An 18,683-nucleotide genomic window follows, 5' to 3' on the forward strand; every position below is an offset into this window, starting at 1 on the left:
ACCCCCGAGCAGACGAATCCTGTGAGGACTGCGGGTCCCGTTAGGGGCCGAGAAAAGCCGAAAGAGATTATCGTAGGTTTTTTTAACCAGGTGTTTGTACAATTATTCACATGCTGGCATGAAAATTTATTTTCTGACAAGGCAGGAATTTATCGTCCGATGTCGAAAGTTGAAGGGTATCATTATTTCCATTAGACGCCTTGCTGAGGATTGCCCCGAGACGTCTTAGAGCACTTATTTAATTTCAGATAATTGCTATTTCTGTCACTCACAGAGGAGGAAACACGTGATTAATTTAGAGCGGGGCTTGAAACGTGAATTATCCTTTCTCGATCTGACCATGTCCTCGCTGGGGGCCATTATTGGATCCGGATGGTTATTTGCGGCCTTTACGGCGGCGTATTTGGCGGGACCGTCATCGATTTTTAGTTGGATCATTGGCGGTGTGATTGTCTTGTTCATTGGCTTGGTTTATGCCGAATTAGGTTCGATGATTCCGGAATCGGGGGGCATTGCGCGCTATACGCAATACTCGCATGGGCACTTGACGAGTTTTATCGTCGGGTGGGCCGCGGTGATTGCATATGCCTCTGTACCCGCCGTGGAAGCCGAAGCGACAGTGCAGTATATGAGTCATTTTTTCCCGGGACTGTATGTCAAGTCCACGTTGACTACGTCGGGCTTGATTTTCGCCGCCCTGTTGATTGTGGCCTTTTTCACCGTGAACTACTTTGGGATTAAGGTGTTTGCACGGATTAACACACCGCTCACGATCTGGAAATTCTTGATGCCGACGTTGACGGTAATTGTGTTGGCCATTGTCGGGCTGCATGGCGTCAACTTCAGCCACATTGGGGGCTTCATGCCGATGAAATCGTCGGGAATGTTGGGCGCGGTCGCGTCGGCCGGGATTGTGTTTTCCTACTTGGGCTTTCGGCAAGCGGTGGACTTGGCGGGAGAAGCGAAAAATCCCCAACGGGACGTGCCTCGCGCCTTGATTGTGTCGATTGTGATCGGCATTATTCTCTACACCTTGTTGCAGGTGGTCTTTATCGGAGCGCTCCCCACCTCGGTCCTCGGGAAAGGCTGGGCCGCGATTGCGTCCAATGCGCAAATTGCAGGGGCGCCGTTTGCCCAGTTGGCCATTTTTGCGGGCTTGTCGTGGTTGTCGACCCTGCTGTTTATTGATGCGTTCTTGTCGCCCGCTGGCACGGGCAGTATTTATCTGGCTTCCACGACGCGCGTCTTAGACGCGCTGGGCCGCAATGGCTATTTGCCCAAGGGCTTAGCGAAAATCAACCCCAAGACGGGGATTCCCAGCATTGCCTTGGTGGTCGCGGCCATCATCAGTTTGATTTTCTTGGCCCCGTTCCCGGCGTGGCAGTCGCTGGTGGCGATTGTGTCGGGAGCCACCGTCTTTACCTACATGGTGGGACCGATTTCGGCCGCCGTGTTTCGCCGCACGATGCCCAATGTACCGCGGCCCATTCGCTTAGGCGGCTTGTCGTGGATTGCGCCGGTGGCGTTTATTGGCGCGTCCTTGATTATCTACTGGGATGGCTGGGTGGCCGACGAGAAACTCTTGGGCATTATCTTGATTGGCGTGGCCCTGTATTTGATTATCAGCGCCATTGTGCCGCAGACGATTGCGAAGCCGTCGGCACAGTCATTTAAGTCCAGCGTATGGATGGTGTTCTATCTGCTATTCATGCTGGCGATGTCTTATTACGGCTCGGGTGTCTTTGGAGCCCCGGCTAACCACGGCAAGGGCTTTATTCCGTATCCGTGGGACTTGGTAGTGATTGCGGTCGTCTCGTTGCTGTTTTACTACTGGGGGGTATCGAGTGGCTACCGCAGCAAAGCGGCGGATGAAGTGTTGGAAGCCCTCGAGGAAACCCGCGAGACGGGCGCGTTATAAAGGCAGTCCCGAAAGGCTAGCAATCCCATTAAAACAAAAGGCGGCTCGTTATGAGCCGCCTTTTGTTGACCGGCGTTTTGGTCATGGAAGCGCTTGGCATTATGACGCCTAAAAGCTTGAGCGTGTGAGAATTATGTGGATAAACCTGTGTGGAATTGTGGATAACAAGAAAACAAGTGTTTTGGTGATCCCCATATCGTTATGACCAACGCGCTTAAAAACGCTGCGCGAAGACCTTGTGGCAGGCGTATAATAGGGCCAAGAGGTGCTCAAAAAAGGAAGCGATAACATGGATGATTTGTTGTCTCCGATGCACATCATTGTGCTGTTAATCGTAGCTTTGCTGATCTTTGGGCCCAAACGCTTGCCGGAAATTGGGGGCAATTTAGCTAAAGGCATTAAGGAATTTAAACGCGCGATGAATGGTGACGCCTCGTCATCGGAAAAGCCCTTAGATTCCTCTCATGATCGTTAACGCATAATTTCGGGAACGCGCATACCGTATCTCAGAACGAGAAGCGCCACGCCTAATTCTTGGCGTGGCGCTTGTGTGTTGCATAAGCTTAGGAAGCGGCCGGGGATGACGGTGCGTGACTCCAAGAGCCATGGTAATGCATATGTCCCATGGGTCCGGAATGCGTGACCATCTGATCAATTAGGGTGCTGAGATGTGACTCCATTTGAGTGGCCTGGGTTTGAGTCAGTTTGCCAGCGGAGACGGCGGACTGAATCTTCGCCTGGGCGTCTGACAATAAGGTGCTTTCCAAGGCACTGGCGGAAGAGCCGTGGTCTTGGGCAATGGTGGCTAGACTCTGGCCCGCCTTGAGATCAGCCTTTAAGGTGCTGGTGGAGATGTTGAGATCCTTAGCGATAGTGGACAAGACGGCGTGGCCCATCATGCCAAAATGGTGAGGACCATGGCCCCAAGCACCGCCCTTGGGCATCATGCCGGTGCGAGTCACCATCTGATCAATCATGGTGCTGAGATGTGACTCCATTTGAGTGGCCTGGGTTTGAGTCAGTTTGCCCGCAGAGACGGCGGACTGAATCTTCGCCTGGGCGTCTGACAATAAGGTGCTTTCCAAGGCACTAGCGGAAGAGCCGTGGTCTTGGGCAATGGTGGCTAGACTCTGGCCCGCCTTGAGATCAGCCCTTAAGGTGCTGGTGGAGATGTTGAGATCTTTAGCGATAGTGGACATGACGTTACCCATCATGCCGAAGCCGCCACGGTGATTCCAAGCACCGCCTTTGGGCATCATGCCGGTGCGAGTTACCATCTGATCAATCATGGTGCTGAGATGTGACTCGATTTGAGTGGCTTGGGTTTGAGTCATTTTGCCCGCAGACACGGCGGCTTGGATTTTAGCCTTCGCATCTGACAGTAAGGTGCTTTCCAAGGCACTGGCGGAAGAGCCGTGATCTTGGGCAATGGTGGCTAGACTTTGGCCCGCCTTGAGATCAGCCTTTAAGGTGCTAGTCGAAAGGTTTAATGCTTTGGCGGCGTCTTTCATCCATTGGCCCCTAGGCCCGAATCCGTCACGATGTCCCCAATGAGCCGGGCTATTTGATCCCGATGCCTGGGCATTGGCTGACAGCTCAATATTTTGAAGCGTCGATGCACTATGTGTTCCTCCGTGCGCAGTCACCGCCAGGCCGGCGCCTCCCGCGACTAAAATGCCTGCCGCCATGATGGTAATCGGTTTCAACATGCTGTGTCACTCTCCTCAACAACATTTGGGGCTCACTTGACGTCCCATTGATAGTAAACCCAAAAGGTGTTTCCAAGTTGTTACGCGCATCTGAAGAGTTCCTGAGAAAGTTTTGTTATCGAATAATTGTTGGATATGCAATGACCGTAATAACTGGGAAGAAAAAACGCTAAGATGAAAGAATAGAGAGGGCAAGATTTCAAGGGGTGAAAGGCTGCTGATAACGGATACGGTGATTGATATGCAGGCCTGCAGTAAACACTATGGTCAGCACGTGGCCGTCTCGGATGTCACGCTGCGCATTGTTAGAGGGCAGGCAGTAGCCTTGTTAGGACCAAATGGCGCGGGCAAAACGACAAGCCTTGCCCTGATGATGGGCTTAACATCGCCGAGTCACGGTTCAGTGCGGCTTTTGGGTGCGCTGCCGGCTTCGCCCCAAATCCATGCCAAAATTGGGGTGATGTTGCAAAATGTCAGCGTGCCGGACCGCTTGACGGTGCTCGAAAGTGTGAATTTGTTCCGGGGCTTTTATCCGCATCCTCTGCCTGCGGCCGAAGTTCTCGAAATGGCGGGCCTAGAAGAGGATAGACGGCAAATGGCGTCTCGGCTCTCTGGGGGTAAAATGCGGCGCCTGCAGTTTGCCTTAGCCATGGTGGGCAATCCTGACGTCCTCTTTTTGGATGAACCGACGGTCGGGATGGACGTTCAATCTAAGCGCTTATTTTGGGAAATGCTGCGTCAATTTGTGGAGGACCAGCGCACGTTGATCTTGACGACGCATGATTTGCATGAAGTCGACCAAATCGCGGACCGGGTGGTCGTGTTGAATCGTGGACGTATTGTCGCGGATGCATCTCCTGAGCACATTAAAATGCAAATCGGTGGGCGTCAAGTCTCATTTGTCATCCAAGACGCATCGCGCACGGTAGATTTGCGGCACTGGCCGGACGTGACGGAGGTCCAGATAGCAGGGCGTCACGTCATCTTGCAAACGCAAAATTCGGATGCCGTCGTCAAGCGCCTTATCCAAGAGGACTGGCCTGTCAGTGACCTTATGATTACCGGTGTTGGATTAGAAGAAGCCTTTGTTCGCTTAACGGCACGGGAGGGTGAGCTGTGAGAGCCTTATGGTCACAATGGAAAATGGATATGCTGCGTACGGTGCGCGACCGGCGTGTCTTTTTATTGACGATGGGCATGCCGATTGCCTTCTATTTCATTTTTATTGACGAAACCAATCCGCATCTTTCGGCTTCGGCACCGTTGTGGAAAGGATATTTTATGGTATCGATGGCGGCATTTGGGGTAGTGGGTTCGGCCGTCAATACCCTTGGAGTACGCCTTGCGGCGGAACGCAAGAGTGGGTGGGTGCGGTGGTTTAAAACGACGCCTTTGTCGCCCGTCGCTTATGCCCTATCGAAAATCTTGACGCAGCTAGTACTGTCTTTACTAATTGTCGCGGCGATTTTTGCCGTAGCGCATTTTGACCAAGGAGTCACTTTAAAGGGGGAAAAGTGGGCAGAAATTTTAGGGTGGTTGTGGATAGGGTCGATTCCTTTTGCGGCATTAGGCGTGGTCATAGGGTTTTTTGGGAACGCCGCTCAAATTTTGGGCACGTTGGTGTATTTGACGCTATCTTTTTTAGGCGGACTCTGGACTCCTATTTCCACAATGCCTTCTCCCTTACAACCGGTAGCCCGGCTGATGCCGACCTACCGGTTTGCCGCACCCGCTTGGGCTATTTTAGAAAACAAGCCTGTGGCAATCAATGATGTGCTGATATTGGGGGTGTACGCCGTTTTGTTTATCGGATTAGCGGCCTTGGCACAAAAATGGCAGGATGCGCGTCCTGACTTGTGAGCGAATTTTAGGCTTGGGGCACAAACAGGAAGGATTAGGAAAATATTTTCGATTTCTTGTTACCAACAATTCGTGTCTGTCGTTATGGTAGGTATAAAGCGAGCAAAGGAGAATGGCTATGCGTGAAAAGTATCCCATTTGTCCTGAATGCGGAAATCGGTGGGTGGGGCGGCTGACGGCGCCCGGCTGGTATTTCTGTTCGACCTGTACCGTGGAATTTAAACATGATGACGATGGCACGATTGTCTATACGATTACAGCGGAAGGGATTAGAAAACGCGCGCATCGCAAGCGCCGCCAAAGCATGCGCTCGCAAGAGCTGTCTCCGACCTAGTTCGAGCCTCACCGCGTAAATTTCCGGAGCCTTTTATGCTGCGGCTATTTCACTATGCCCGTCTATCTTTCTTACAACCCGTGCCTTATGGAGGAAATGAAAAGCAAAAGCGCCCCACTTGTGGAGCGCTTAAGTTTTGATCTTTTCACCCGATGATTGGTTGCACATTCTTCGATATTAGTGGGCTGTTTTCGTGAAATCTGAGCGCAACGTGCCCGATGTGGAGTGGTGCATAATCAGCCAGGTGGCAATGAGACCGCAGGCGCCCATGGCGAGCCACAATACCAGATGCCCAGCATCGGCTAATAACACGCCGCCTAAAACGGGACCAATGACCATGCCGAATGCGCTAAAGAAGCTGCCAGCACCTTGATAGCGTGCCCCATAGCCTTTGGGGGCTTGCGCTGCATATTCTGTAGGGGGCAACGGCTCATAGATGAGTTCACCTAGCGTCACGATGACAAAGGCGGCGACAATGAGCATGATTTCAGCGGACATGCCCAGCAAAATCATCGCAGCGGCGTACAAGATGGCGCCTAACCCCATCCAGAAGCGACGGTTTCCATGGCGCAATACACGAGACACAGGCCATTGCAATACCGTAATGAGAGCGCCATTCATAGCCCATAATAAGCCGTACCAGCGCAAGATGCCCACCGTATGCTCCATTTCCATGGGGAGCGTCGACATCAGCTGGCTATAAATGATGCCAATAAGGGTGCCGCCTAAGGCGACAGACCAAAATCCCGACTGTTTCCACGGCGGGAAATACAGCCACGTGCGCCAAATGGAGACATGCGCCCTTGGAGAATCCATGGGACGGGCGGGCACGATCTGGGGAATACCGCGGGTCAGCACGAGGCTGCTTATGACAAGGCAAATGGCATCGATCCAGAATATCCATTGAAATTGATAGAGAGCCAAAGATAAGCCGACCAGAGGCCCGACAATAATGCCGGCATTTTGGGATAGGAGCAACAAGCTATATCCTTGGGTTCGGTGTTCAGGCTTGACCTGGAGGGTCATGGCGTGAATTACCGCCGGGAATGCGGCTCCGACCATCATTAAGGTGAGACCGTAAGCAATGGTCCACACCCACACATTATGCACGAGACCAGCTGTCATCACGGCGATAGCGGCAATCGCATAAGACACCACTGAGATTCTGCGTGGTCCAAAGCGGTCGCTTAGGTAAGCAGCTGGCAATTGCCCAGCGATGTACCCGATGCCCGCAATTCCCATTAACAGTCCGGCATGAGCCATAGAAAGATGCAAATCACGTGTTAAGTAAAAGACGACAAACGGGTATAAGAAGCCATCCCCGAGGGCGTAGAAGAATTGGGCAACCACAAGGGCCCACATATTATCACTACTCCAGATTCATCACCATCCTCATGGAGGATTGTTTTTTGTGCTTTGTTCATCGACTCGGCACATCTGTAGCGTAGCCCTTCGCATCCCTGTCAGGCAAACCACAAAAACCCCAGATTTTCAAGAAATTCTGCTGCAATTTATTACCATTCGCATTGCCTGTGAAAGGCCCCTAGAAATTCATCGGTTTAAGCTGAGATGCTCTATTTTTAACCTTGTCCCATAAAATATAAAGAAGTTCCGTTAACCGGCTAGCCTTGGGGATGGCTTTGTGCAGGTCATTTTTATCGGTCTCCTCGGGAACCCAGGGCTTGTGCGCTGACCCAAGAGGAAAGAGGTTTGGCATTGTCTTAGCTGTCGGTGATTGGTTTTAGGCGTAACGTAACAGCTTCCCCCCCATATGAGCAGAAGAGACCTCTGCGGATTCTCGTGGTGAGGACCGGCAGGGGTCTCTTCTGGGCAAACGTGGCTATCTATTGGGCGTTATCAATGAGCTCTTCGAGAAAAGGGGGAAGCGCAAAGGCTGCCTGGTGTATAGCAGGCGAATAATAGCGCGTCGGGTAAGAGCATGACTGCAGCGGTTCCGACAAGTCGGGACCAAGTGATCCGGCGGTAAAGGTAAAAATGCCTCCGGGGTAGGTGGGAATCGTGCACCAGTAGACTTGGCGTCTTGGGAAAAGCCGTGCCACGTCGCGACTCACGTCACGGAGTACCTCGGGATTATAAAAGGGGGCTCCGGTATGCTGGACGTAGACCCCTAAAGGATTCAAGGCATTCATGACGTCCTCGTGAAATGCGGGCGTATAAAGAAATTGTCCTGGGCCTTCACCTTCGGGGTCGGTCGAGTCGACCAATATCACGTCAAATTTTTCCTGGGCGTGGGCCATATTTTTCACGTAAGCGGCGCCATCTTGACACAAAATGGTCAAGCGCGGATCATCAAGCGACTGCGTGTGTCCTGGCAGAAAGCGCTTGGCGACTTCGATGACCATCGGATCGATTTCGACCATGACGACGCGCTCCACTTTGGGCACTTTAAGCACTTCCCGCGCAAGTCCGCCATCGCCGCCGCCGACAATGAGAACGCGGCGCGGATGGGGATGCGACAACAACGGCACGAGCGCGAGCATTTCATGATAGATAAATTCATCGCCTGTTGTCGTCTGCATAATTTCATCGAGGACCATGGCGACCCCGAATTCTTCGGTCTCGACAATCTGGATCTGTTGATATTGAGACTTCCCTGCATAAAGTTCTCGAATGACTTTCCATTGCAAACGGTGCCCGGAAGAGGCCGTTTCCTCAAACCAGAAACCCATCAATATGACCTCCCAAAACCAATATCCCTTCGTGTTGACACGCTATTACCATATCATATTGACCCAGACGGTCGACACATCTGGGGTGATAGCGGGCTATGGCGCTTGGTGAGTTTTTCTTGCGAAGAGACCCCAGAAGTCTAGCAATTATGCAGCGATGCATTAAAATAATGCGGGTAGAGAAAGCGTGGCAACCTTTGTCCCTCGCCGCTAATGATCCAATGTCACCTTGCATGAGACTGGGGTTTAGACGTCTTGTGCGGGCTGATGCAATTTATTTTGGTACATTGTTCACGCCGACGAAGGATTCCTTTGAGGCGGGAACGAAAGATGATGCAAGGCATAAGGAAACAACACAGGAAAGGGCCTTTGGGGGGCAGGAAAGGGGCAGTGGTGTGTCGGCAAAAGTCATGATCGGGCTCCATCATGTCGCAAAACACTTTGCTAGTGCGCAAGCGATCCGAGACTTTTCAATGGAAATCTATCAGGGAGAATTTGTCACCCTATTGGGCGCCAGCGGGTCAGGAAAGACGACCATCTTGCGCATGATTGCCGGGTTTGAGTCGGTATCGACGGGTCATATCATCATCGATGGAGTCGACATGACCCAAATGCCCGCCAATCAAAGGCCCGTGAACTCCGTCTTTCAAAATTATGCGCTGTTTCCGCATTTGAATGTCTTTGACAATGTGGCTTTTGGACTCCGGATTAAAAAAGTCCCCGAACAGACCATTCGAACGCGCGTCTATGACGCCCTGGCGATGGTAGGACTCGAAAAGTTTGCGAGTCGCCGCATTCGTCAGTTGAGCGGGGGTCAGCAGCAGCGCGTGGCTATTGTGCGAGCGCTCATCAATGAGCCCAAGGTTTTGTTGCTCGATGAGCCGCTCAGTGCTTTAGACCTGAAGCTGCGTAAGGAAATGCAGCTGGAACTCAAAAGACTGCATCGCGAATTAGGCATTACATTTCTGTATGTCACCCATGATCAGGAAGAAGCGATGAGCCTATCCGATCGGATTGGGGTGCTAGCGCAGGGGGAGCTTTTACAATACGCCAGCCCCGAAGAATTATATAGCAGCCCGTCGTCGCCGGCGGTTGCGGGATTTATTGGTGAGACTAATTTGCTGACGGGGTCCATTGTCGATGTGACGAAAGGCTATACCATTGTGCAAACCCCGTATTTTCTCACCAAAACCCCCATGCGGGCGGACCACGTTTTGGGTGCACCGGTGGTGCTGAGTGTGAGGCCGGAGGCACTGCATTTGGGGGCCTTTGGGGATCAGGCGCTGTGCCGTGGTGTTGTCACCGAACGCATTTTTGGCGGTTCGCTCGTGCATTTGTGGATCCGCGTTGCGCCCGACCTCACCTTGCATTGTGTCAGTCACGGGGTTAATCAGACGTATGCCCTTGGAGAGGAGGTTGATGTGCAGTGGGATCCCAATCATTCCCTCGCGTTTTGCCAGACGGACAAACCGCCATCCAGCACTCTTCCTGGCATCGCCGGCGTGCTTGGCTCAAACGGCAGCGATGGACCATAGTCTTACCCGTGGTGGCATGGATGGTGCTGTTTTTTGCCATTCCTAATTTGTACATGTTGTTTATCAGCTTTATGCAGGTAGGTGGCTATGGAGGGATCGTCTATCACTTTACCCTCGCCAATTATGGTTTGCTGTTTCATTGGGTCGAATTTAAAGTCATTGCCGATTCCTTGTTGTTTTCTTTCTTGGTGACGATATTCTGCTTAGTTGTGGGCTACCCTTTTGCTTACATTATCGCAACGTCCTCACCCAAACGTAAAATTGTGTTGCTATTTCTTGTGATTGTGCCATTTTGGACGAGCTCGCTGATCCGAACCTTTGCCATGATGTTTTTAATTGCAACCGATGGCTTTATCAATTCGGTCTTGCTATCATTGCACCTGATTCACCAGCCGCTGAACATGCTTTATACCATGGGAGCAACCTATGTCGGACAATTTTATAGTATGCTGCCCTATATGATTTTGCCGTTATACGCGTCGTTGCAAGGCATTATGGACCATCCTGAATACATGGAAGCCGCGAAAGACTTAGGGGCAGGCGCGGCTAAGACTTTTTGGAAAGTCGTAGCCCCATTGTCGATTCCAGGGATTGCAACAGGCAGCTTGCTTGTGTTTATTCCCACCTTAGGCACCTTTTTCATTCCGCTATTGATGGGCGGTGGAGGAGTCGTCCTCGTTGGGAATTTCATTGAAAACCAATTTCTTGCGGCCGACAATTGGCCGTTTGGAGCCGCTGCGTCTGCCGTAGTGATTGTCATTACGCTGTTGCTCATCGGGTTGAGCTCACGCTATATGAATAATGCCTTCTTAGAGGAGGAGCGGTAATATGGCTACTGAGGCTCCGCGTGTACGTGGGCGTGAACATCCGTCGTCGCCTAGTTGGGTGCGCCAAGCCATTATCGTCGCGGTCCTAGGGTTTCTTTATGTGCCGATTGTGGTCTTGATTGCGTTCTCCTTTAACAACTCGTACCTCAGCGCCTTATGGACAGGGTTTACCTTTCATTGGTATCATGTGCTGCTGCAAGAGCCCACGCTTCTGCATTCGTTGGTGATTAGTCTGGAAGTGGCCGTGATTCAAACCATTATTTCCACGATATTAGGCACATTGGGCGGGATTGCGCTGCATCGGTACACGTTTTGGGGCAAGAAAGCGTTGATCTACTTTCTGTATGTGCCCATTGTCATCCCGGAAATTGTGATGGCGGTGGCGCTTTTGATCTATTTTCCCCATATTGGCGTGCCGCTTGGCGTTCCTGCTATGGTTATTGGCCAGACGACCTTTACGATTCCCTATGTGGTTTTGGTCGTACGCGCCGCTATGGCGGGATTTGACACCACCTTAGAAGAGGCTGCCAGGGACTTAGGCGCGAGTGAGCTGCAGACGTTATGGACGGTGACGGTTCCTGTGATCCTGCCGGGCATTATTGTGGGCGCGTTGTTGTCGTTCTCACAATCCTTTGATGATTTTACGACCAGCTTTTTTGTGGATGGTTCAGGCAATACGCCGTTACCCGTGCAAATTTATGGAATGCTGCGCCATGGGGTCAATCCGTCTGTCAATGCGTTATCGACGATTATTGTGGCGGCAACCCTTGTTATCGTATTTATCGGGCAAAGGACACAGCGTCGCCGCGCACAGCGCGGCTGATTACAGGTAAGGGGGTGAGGGCGCGGCAACGACATACAGGCGTTGAGGAATAGTCCGCATCAATGTTCATCGACCATTCTATATCATTCTATATATTCCATATAAGGAGGAATTACTCAGTGCGTTTACCGATAATATCAGCGGCCTTAGGCACACTAGTGCTTGCCTCGACGCTTGCGGGATGCGGAAGTTCTACGCCGTCCGCGGCGGGGAATGGGGCGCATACCATTTCCCCTGTGTTGGATGTAGGGAATTTTGCGGCGTATTTGCCGCATGAAATCCTGCATCAGTTTGAGAACAAATACCATGTGCATATCAACTATTCCACCTATCCGAGCAACGCCGAACTGTTGGCGAAAATGCAAGCGGGCCAAGAATTTGATGTCGCCGTGGCCAGCGATTATATGGTGCAGACCATGACCAAACTGGGGCTATTAGACAAGCTCAATTTCAAGGATATTCCGAACTTTAAAAATATCGCGCCGCCATTTCGCAATTTGCCGTTTGATCCCCACAGCGAATACTCCGTGCCGTATTTGTGGGGCACCGTGCCGATTGCGGTCAATACCCACGCTGTCCATGTGCCTGTGACAGGATATAGAAGCTTGCTCAATCCGGTGTTTAAGAACAATTTGGTGGTGGTGGATTCGCCGCGCACTATGGTTGGTATTGCGCTTATGATGAATGGCCATAACCTCAATGATACCAACCTGAGCGCCTTGAATCAGGCCGCCGTCACTTTGGACAAGTTCCGCCCGCAGGTCAAGGTGTTCAACAGCAATGATCCGCATGTGGATTTGCTCAACGGGGAAGCGACAGCAGGGATTGTTTGGAGTGGAGAAGGTGCATTGGCATACAGCCAGGATCCGTGGATTCTGCCGGTCTATCCGAAGTCTGGTGTGAACCGATGGTTTGATAACTTTATCATTCCTACCAGTTCCAAGGCGAAGTACACGGCAGAACTGTTCATTAATTTCTTGCTGTCGCCCAAAATTAGTGCCGAGTTAGAAAATGCCGAAGAATATTCCGATCCCAACACCGCAGCCGATCCCTATATTCAAAAGAGTTTGTTGAAAAATCCGTGGTTGAATCCCCCGCAGTGGGTGATTACGCAGGGGGAAGTCATGAAGGCGATTCCTGCGTCGGCCAATGAGCAGTTCAATACGATTTGGGAGAAATTCAAACAATCCTAAATAGCTCGAGACCCCGCTCAACCCCAAAAGCCCGCTTCGGTCCACTTAAGGACTGAAGCGGGTTTTTATAGAAGTCGCTTATTAGGCGCGTTTAAGGACGGTGGAACGCAACTCGCGTTTAAATAGGGGCATGTTCCATTGGGGCAGTTTCTGAATCCAAGGTTCCGGATTTAACTGCTCAGGCACTAACGCGCCGCGTTCGGGGATATCGCCGGCGAAGAGAAGTTCGGTGGCAATCACCGAAGGCAATCCGGCTTGCCAGACGGTGACGTTGGCTTCCATGTCCCGCCAGCTCGCGGCGTGTGTACCCATTGTGTACAGATACCATTCGACCATATCGCCGTCATAGGTTTGGCCATGCACCCAAGTGCCAACGCACGATGTACCTTCAAAGGCATGCGCTAAATCTGTTGGGGTCGGCAAAAGCGCCGTGACGACTTGCCTAGGCACCACTTTGGTTCCATTAATGTCAATCGCGTCTTCGGAGTCCAATCCTAACGTCTTAAGCACTCGGAGAATATTGATGTATTCATCAGGCAGCGCATATTTGAATTCGCAGCGGACAAGTTCCTTGTTCGGGAGAAACACCGGCAAGGTTCCCGCTTCTTCGTGCGACACGGAGCGGACGGTCAAGGGGCCTACGGGATCGGGAAAATCAAAGACTTCGATCCCGGTGTCAAGCGCAGTGCCCGTCACAAAAGAGCCGTTGAGGTAACTCAAAGGCGGTTGCAGGCATTCTTCAATGCTCGTGTCTGGTGAGAACGGAAGGGCAAAGGCATAGCTGGCTTTTAACATGGAATTGTCTCCATCATAGACCACAATTTCATCTAACGATGCTAAATGGTCTGAGGCCCAGCGTGCCAGAATATTGGTCACACCCGGATCGACGCCAATACCGAGCAATGCTAAGAGTCCTGCGGATTGAAATTTCTCATGATATTCCCGAATTTGGCGCTGCACGGTGACGAGCCCCGGAAGTTCTACAGGGCCGTCTGCGGCCATATCCATGTAGTGGACGCCTGCTCGCAAGCATGCTTCCATGACGGTCAGATTAAAGCGAGGAATTCCAGCGTGAATCACAATGGCACAATCATCGGGAATGGCACGGTAGACGGCCTCGACATCACGGGCATCTACTGAAAGGGCGCGCACTCTAGAATCATGCAGTTTGGCGGCCACCATCTCAGCGCGGGAGAGTGACAGGTCAGCCACAATAATCGCCTCCACCGCGGGCAGTCGCGTCAAGCCTTTTGCGACAACCTCTCCCACTCCGCCCACTCCCAAAACTAAGACACCACGTTTGTTATCGCCATTCATAAAGTCCTCCTCTTCTACACTCCTTGTGCGCACAGAAAATGGGGCTCGGTACGGTCCAGACACAGAAAATACAAAGCTTCCTGTGGCGCGCTCAAGGAGACAGCCGATACGCCAAAAATTTCCCGCATCGTCAAACGCCCCATCTCCAAATATTTCATCCTTCAGTACATTCGGGGTCCCGAGCGCAAATTCCTTGAGCAACCCGCCCTAAAATTCATAATTTTAATGTTTATAATGCACAGCTTGTGCGGTGAGACTATGGGGCTGTTATCAGTCTATGATGGACTCGGGTAAATGATGACAATGTGATGATGGCCAGGACTAAGCGCTTGGGGGCCTACAGACCTTAGGCGTTAGCTATCTAAGCGAATATAGATGTGCTTGGTTTCCAAATATTCTTCGAGCCCTAAGCGGCCCAACTCGCGCCCGTTGCCCGATTGCTTGTAGCCGCCCCATGGTGCTTCCGAGGGCGCGGGTTGGGAGTCATTTATCCATACGGTCCCCGCCCGCAGTTTCTTGGCCACACTAAGGGCGCGCTGAATATCACGCGTCCACACAGCTGCCGCTAGTCCATACGGTGTGTCATTGGCAAGGGCAATGACCTCGTCTTCGGTGGCAAAGGGCATGACGGCCATAACAGGTCCAAAAATTTCTTCTTGCATGATGCGCATAGAGGGCGTGACATGGGCAAAAACCATGGGTTCAACAAAGAATCCTTGGCGAAGGGCGGGGTCATCCGGAACGGACCCTTTGGCGATACATTGGGCGCCTTCTTGATAGGCGGATTGCACATAGCCTAGCACGCGCGCTTGATGCTCGCGGCTGATTAGCGGGCCCATGGTGGTGGTGGAGTTATCGCCGCTGCCTACTCTAATGGTGGCCAAATAGGCTGACACGCGGGTGATGAAGGCATCGTAAATACTCTCTTGGACAAAGACCCGGCTGCCCGCTGAGCAGACTTCTCCTTGATTCCAAAAGACGCCAAAGCACGTTTTGGCCACGGCTAGGTCCATGTCGGCGTCCGCAAACACAATGTTGGGTGATTTGCCGCCTAATTCTAACGTGACCCGTTTGATGGTATGGGCGGCGGCTTGCTGGATATGGCGCCCGACCTCTAGGGAACCTGTAAAGCTAATCATATCGACATCCGGGTGTCTGACGAGTGCTTCCCCAGCCTCCTCTCCGTACCCTGTGACGATATTTACGGCGCCTGGTGGCAGATGTGCCGCTTCAAGGTAGCGCGGCAGGGCTAAAGCCGTTAAGGGCGTTTGTTCGGCGGGTTTGAGGATACAGGTACAGCCTGCGGCCAAGGCCGGCGCGATTTTTTGAATGGCCATGAGAAACGGATAATTCCACGGCACAATCAATCCTGCCACCCCAATGGGTTCTTTGACCACTAAGCTCATGGCTCCGGGGCTGGCGGGGGGAATGTCGCCGGCGATTTTCGTAATCCACCCGCCATAATAAGACAAGATAAAGGCTGCTTCATCAATGTCCGCTAGGGCATCGTTTAAAGGCTTGCCGCAATCTGCGACCTCCATTTCGGCTAAGCGTAGGCGGTCTTGGCGAATCATCTGGGCTAAGTCAAGCAGCATTTGTTCTCGCTCGCGCGGAGCAAGACCTGGCCAAGCCCCCGTGTCAAAGCATTGGCGGGCGGCCTGTACGGCTTGATCAATATCATGGGACATGCCCCGGGGGACGGTGGCAATGACGCTACCCCGAGCGGGATCGATGACGTCAATGGTGGCATGATTCGCCGCGTCAACCCACTTACCGTTGATATACATGCGCTGATAACCATAGGGCATCTGTATTCGCTCCTTTGCCGATTCAAAAAGCTTCTTTAGACAGTCTGTCTTTGGGGAAGATTCGCGCTGTCTCGTTGAAATTCCTTGAGGCAGGATGAACAACGACGCGGCATGGAATGCATCTTGACGCCCAAAACACTTGGCATTTGTGCAAGGCGATGGAATATTGCCTGGAATATAGGGCAGAGCGACGAAGGATCTCATGGTCATTCTAAAGAAATATCTGAATACGTCAGAGGTATAGGGGTGATCGTGCGTTACCACTACAGTCCGATGAGCCAAGAATAAGCCAATATCGCATGATGAGAGAACCAAGAAAGGACGCATTATGGCCAATTATGATCCCGTTGCAGAACACCTGATGCCACGATTTTCTGGCCCTACCACGTTTATGAAACTGCCGTCTTTGGAACAGGTTAACGACCCTGATATCGTTGTCGTTGGCGCCCCTTTTGATGGCGGAACCACCTTTCGGCCGGGAGCTCGAATGGGCCCTAGTGCCATTCGCGAGGCGTCAAGCGCCTTATATCCCTACCACCGAGGACACCGGCAGTTTCTCACCCATGAAGCCGTCGTGGCGGATGGCGGAGACCTCATTGTGGTTCCGGGCAATATCGTCGTGACACTTGTGCGCATGACAGAACAGCTGGACAAGTTGGGAGAGGCCGCGGTCTTGCTGCTCGGTGGGGATCATTCGGTGTCGCTGGCCGCGCTTCGGTCACTAAGTAAGCGGGTAGGGTCTCTCGCTCTCATCCATTTCGATGCGCACCATGATTTGTGGCACGATTCGTGGGGTGAAAAGTATAGTCATGCCACGGTATTTCGGCGAGCAATCGAAGAGGGTTTGATTGATCCTGCATTCAGTCTTCAGGTGGGATTGCGGGGCGGGCTTGACCAAGCGGAGGAGGACCACTTTGGAGAGGACCTACACATTCAACAGATCACAACGGACGATTGGTATGCACACTCAGCGTCATGGCTTGCCGAACAAATTCACAGGCGCGTCGGAACACACGTGGCGTATTTAAGTGTCGATATTGATGTGGTCGATCCCGCTTATGCGTGCGGAACCGGCACACCGGAGGCGGGAGGGCCAAGCAGCTACATGGTGTTGCAAGCCTTGCGCCTCATCTCCGCACCGCTGGCAGGTGCCGATGTGGTGGAACTTAGTCCTGACTTGGATGTGACCCGGACCTCATCATTGTTTGCAGCGACGACGGCCTATGAAGTGCTATTTTTGCTTGCGCGTGCGTGCGGGCGCAATAAAACGAAGGAGACGGTATGAATGCGTGCATCATCAGAAGAGATTGTACGGGAGTCGCAGAGAATCCTTGGGTATATCAAAGCAGATACGCTGAGCGAGGCCGATCGCGACCGCATTGTCGCGGATTCTTTGGAAAACTTTCCGCTCTACGTGACCGAAGCGATTCTGAAAAGCCGCAAATCTTATTCTGACGATTATTCAGTGGCGGAATGGGAAGACGAAGGGGCGGTATTTCGCGACACCCATGGTCATGAATACATTGACTGTTTAGGCGGCTATGGCGTGTATCTCCTGGGTCATCGCCATCCGAAAGTGGTCGAAGCGGTCAAAAGTCAATTGAACCGCTATGCGCTGCACAGCCAAGAATTAATTGATCCGTTGCGGGGGTATTTGTCAAAACTGGTCGCGATGATAACGCCCGGAGATTTGCAACACTCTTACCTTGTCAATGCCGGCACCGAAGCCAATGAAATGGCATTAAAACTGGCGCGGCTTGCGACGGGCAAAAAACATTTCATTGCGATGGAAAAGGGGTTTCATGGCAAAACCATGGGGTCGTTGTCAGCGACCGGCAAAGGATTGTTTCGCCAGCCCTATTTACCCTTGGTACCTGGATTTCAGCATGTGCCTTTTGGCGATGCAGGAGCCGCCGAGCAAGCTATTGTGCAATTGCTGCGCTCCGGTGAAACCGTGGCCGGGATTATTGTGGAGCCTATTCAAGGCGAAGGGGGCGTGAATATTCCCCCGCCGTCATATCTCCCCGACTTGCGCGCGATTTGCGACCGCTATGAATGCTTGCTTATCGTCGACGAAATTCAAACGGGGATGGGCCGGACAGGCAAACTTTTCGGCGTCGATCACAGCGGAGTCGTGCCCGATATTATGACCTTGGGTAAAGCCTTTGGTGGCGGGGTGGCACCAATTGCTTGCATGGTCGCACAGCACCGGTGGTGGGGGAAGATGGAAGACAATCCATTTATTTTGGGCTCCTCGACGTTTGGCGGTAATCCTTTGGTGGCATCCGCCGCGATTGCTGCCATTGAGGTCATCATGGAAGAGGATGTGCCGCGCATTGCCGCCGAAAAGGGCGCATATTTTCTGGAAGGTCTTCAGACCATTCGCGAGCGCCATCCTGAGATCTTGCGTGATGTCAGAGGCCGCGGCCTCCTCATGGGCATGGAATTCTATAATCACGAAACGGGGTATGACGTGGCCAAGCGGCTTTTTCGGAAAAACGTGTTAGTGGGCGGGACCCTTAGCAATTCGCAAGTGATTCGCATTGAACCGCCCTATTCGATTAGCTATCAACAAATCGATTATGTTTTAAATGCGCTGGAAGACGCGTTGCAGGAAAAGGTCTAACGTTCATACGAGAGGCCATAAAATCCTTGATAGAGGTGAGTTT

17 protein-coding genes are annotated in these 18,683 nt (G+C 52.2%); 12 read left to right on the plus strand and 5 right to left on the minus strand.

Annotated features, from left to right (window positions below; translation table 11 throughout):
* From CO251_RS17635 to CO251_RS09275, 3 genes are all read left to right on the plus strand, one after another.
* Window positions 1-195: hypothetical protein (locus CO251_RS17635; RefSeq protein ID WP_207654664.1), on the plus strand; the 195-nt coding region annotated here is incomplete at its 5' end.
* Between the two features lie 91 nt (window positions 196-286).
* Window positions 287-1,918 carry an APC family permease gene (locus CO251_RS09270; RefSeq protein WP_242968505.1) on the plus strand — a complete coding sequence of 544 codons (1,632 nt, stop codon included), beginning with the start codon at window positions 287-289 and terminating at the stop codon, window positions 1,916-1,918.
* 289 nt (window positions 1,919-2,207) lie between these two features.
* On the plus strand, window positions 2,208-2,393 hold the full coding sequence (locus CO251_RS09275) for a twin-arginine translocase TatA/TatE family subunit (protein ID WP_103375535.1): 186 nt from the start codon (window positions 2,208-2,210) through the stop codon (window positions 2,391-2,393).
* An 88-nt stretch (window positions 2,394-2,481) separates the two neighbouring features.
* Here CO251_RS09275 and CO251_RS09280 read toward each other — a convergent pair whose 3' ends face one another.
* A complete protein-coding gene (locus tag CO251_RS09280; RefSeq protein WP_103375536.1) occupies window positions 2,482-3,627 on the minus strand; it encodes a hypothetical protein in 1,146 nt (381 codons plus the stop codon).
* 241 nt (window positions 3,628-3,868) lie between these two features.
* On the opposite strand from CO251_RS09280, the gene CO251_RS09285 reads away from it, so the two are divergent.
* The 3 genes from CO251_RS09285 (at window position 3,869) to CO251_RS09295 (ending at window position 5,821) form a co-directional block, all read left to right on the plus strand.
* Window positions 3,869-4,747 carry an ABC transporter ATP-binding protein gene (locus tag CO251_RS09285; protein WP_103375592.1) on the plus strand — a complete coding sequence of 293 codons (879 nt, stop codon included), beginning with the start codon at window positions 3,869-3,871 and terminating at the stop codon, window positions 4,745-4,747.
* Window positions 4,744-5,487, plus strand: coding sequence for an ABC transporter permease (locus CO251_RS09290; RefSeq protein WP_103375537.1), 744 nt, complete (start codon window positions 4,744-4,746; stop codon window positions 5,485-5,487). Before CO251_RS09285 ends, CO251_RS09290 begins: the two co-directional genes overlap by 4 nt.
* 118 nt (window positions 5,488-5,605) lie before the next feature.
* Complete coding sequence (locus tag CO251_RS09295; protein ID WP_103375538.1) at window positions 5,606-5,821, plus strand: hypothetical protein; 216 nt, start codon at window positions 5,606-5,608, stop codon at window positions 5,819-5,821.
* Window positions 5,822-5,998: 177 nt separating this feature from the next.
* Here the strand turns inward: CO251_RS09295 and CO251_RS09300 are convergent, their stop codons facing one another.
* Window positions 5,999-7,183 carry an MFS transporter gene (locus CO251_RS09300; RefSeq protein WP_103375539.1) on the minus strand — a complete coding sequence of 395 codons (1,185 nt, stop codon included), beginning with the start codon at window positions 7,181-7,183 and terminating at the stop codon, window positions 5,999-6,001.
* Between the two features lie 482 nt (window positions 7,184-7,665).
* Window positions 7,666-8,511 carry a polyamine aminopropyltransferase gene (gene speE / locus CO251_RS09305; RefSeq protein WP_103375540.1) on the minus strand — a complete coding sequence of 282 codons (846 nt, stop codon included), beginning with the start codon at window positions 8,509-8,511 and terminating at the stop codon, window positions 7,666-7,668.
* Between the two features lie 395 nt (window positions 8,512-8,906).
* Between speE and CO251_RS09310 the strand changes: the two genes are divergently transcribed.
* From CO251_RS09310 to CO251_RS09325, 4 genes are all read left to right on the plus strand, one after another.
* Window positions 8,907-10,046 carry an ABC transporter ATP-binding protein gene (locus tag CO251_RS09310; RefSeq protein ID WP_207654665.1) on the plus strand — a complete coding sequence of 380 codons (1,140 nt, stop codon included), beginning with the start codon at window positions 8,907-8,909 and terminating at the stop codon, window positions 10,044-10,046.
* On the plus strand, window positions 9,938-10,873 hold the full coding sequence (locus CO251_RS09315; RefSeq protein WP_242968506.1) for an ABC transporter permease: 936 nt from the start codon (window positions 9,938-9,940) through the stop codon (window positions 10,871-10,873). Before CO251_RS09310 ends, CO251_RS09315 begins: the two co-directional genes overlap by 109 nt.
* 1 nt (window position 10,874) lies before the next feature.
* The gene (locus tag CO251_RS09320; protein WP_103375542.1) at window positions 10,875-11,696 is read left to right on the plus strand and encodes an ABC transporter permease; all 822 of its coding nucleotides are present in this window, start codon (window positions 10,875-10,877) and stop codon (window positions 11,694-11,696) included.
* A 119-nt stretch (window positions 11,697-11,815) separates the two neighbouring features.
* On the plus strand, window positions 11,816-12,889 hold the full coding sequence (locus CO251_RS09325; RefSeq protein ID WP_158246257.1) for a spermidine/putrescine ABC transporter substrate-binding protein: 1,074 nt from the start codon (window positions 11,816-11,818) through the stop codon (window positions 12,887-12,889).
* Between the two features lie 81 nt (window positions 12,890-12,970).
* On the opposite strand, the gene CO251_RS09330 is transcribed toward CO251_RS09325, so the two are convergent.
* Together CO251_RS09330 and CO251_RS09335 are read right to left on the minus strand one after the other, a co-directional pair.
* Window positions 12,971-14,206, minus strand: coding sequence for a saccharopine dehydrogenase family protein (locus CO251_RS09330; RefSeq protein WP_103375544.1), 1,236 nt, complete (start codon window positions 14,204-14,206; stop codon window positions 12,971-12,973).
* Window positions 14,207-14,559: 353 nt separating this feature from the next.
* Window positions 14,560-16,014, minus strand: a complete 1,455-nt coding sequence (locus tag CO251_RS09335; protein ID WP_103375545.1) for an aldehyde dehydrogenase family protein — start codon at window positions 16,012-16,014, stop codon at window positions 14,560-14,562.
* 328 nt (window positions 16,015-16,342) lie between these two features.
* On the opposite strand from CO251_RS09335, the gene speB reads away from it, so the two are divergent.
* On the plus strand, window positions 16,343-17,299 hold the full coding sequence (gene speB, locus CO251_RS09340) for an agmatinase (protein ID WP_103375546.1): 957 nt from the start codon (window positions 16,343-16,345) through the stop codon (window positions 17,297-17,299).
* Window positions 17,300-18,640 (plus strand): aminotransferase class III-fold pyridoxal phosphate-dependent enzyme, encoded by a 1,341-nt coding sequence (locus CO251_RS09345; protein WP_103375547.1) that lies wholly within the window; start codon window positions 17,300-17,302, stop codon window positions 18,638-18,640.
* The last annotated feature ends 43 nt before the right edge of the window (window positions 18,641-18,683 follow it).

The sequence above is a fragment of the Sulfobacillus sp. hq2 genome, from assembly GCF_002903155.1.
In the GTDB taxonomy this organism is placed as follows: Bacteria; Bacillota; Sulfobacillia; order Sulfobacillales; family Sulfobacillaceae; genus Sulfobacillus; species Sulfobacillus thermotolerans.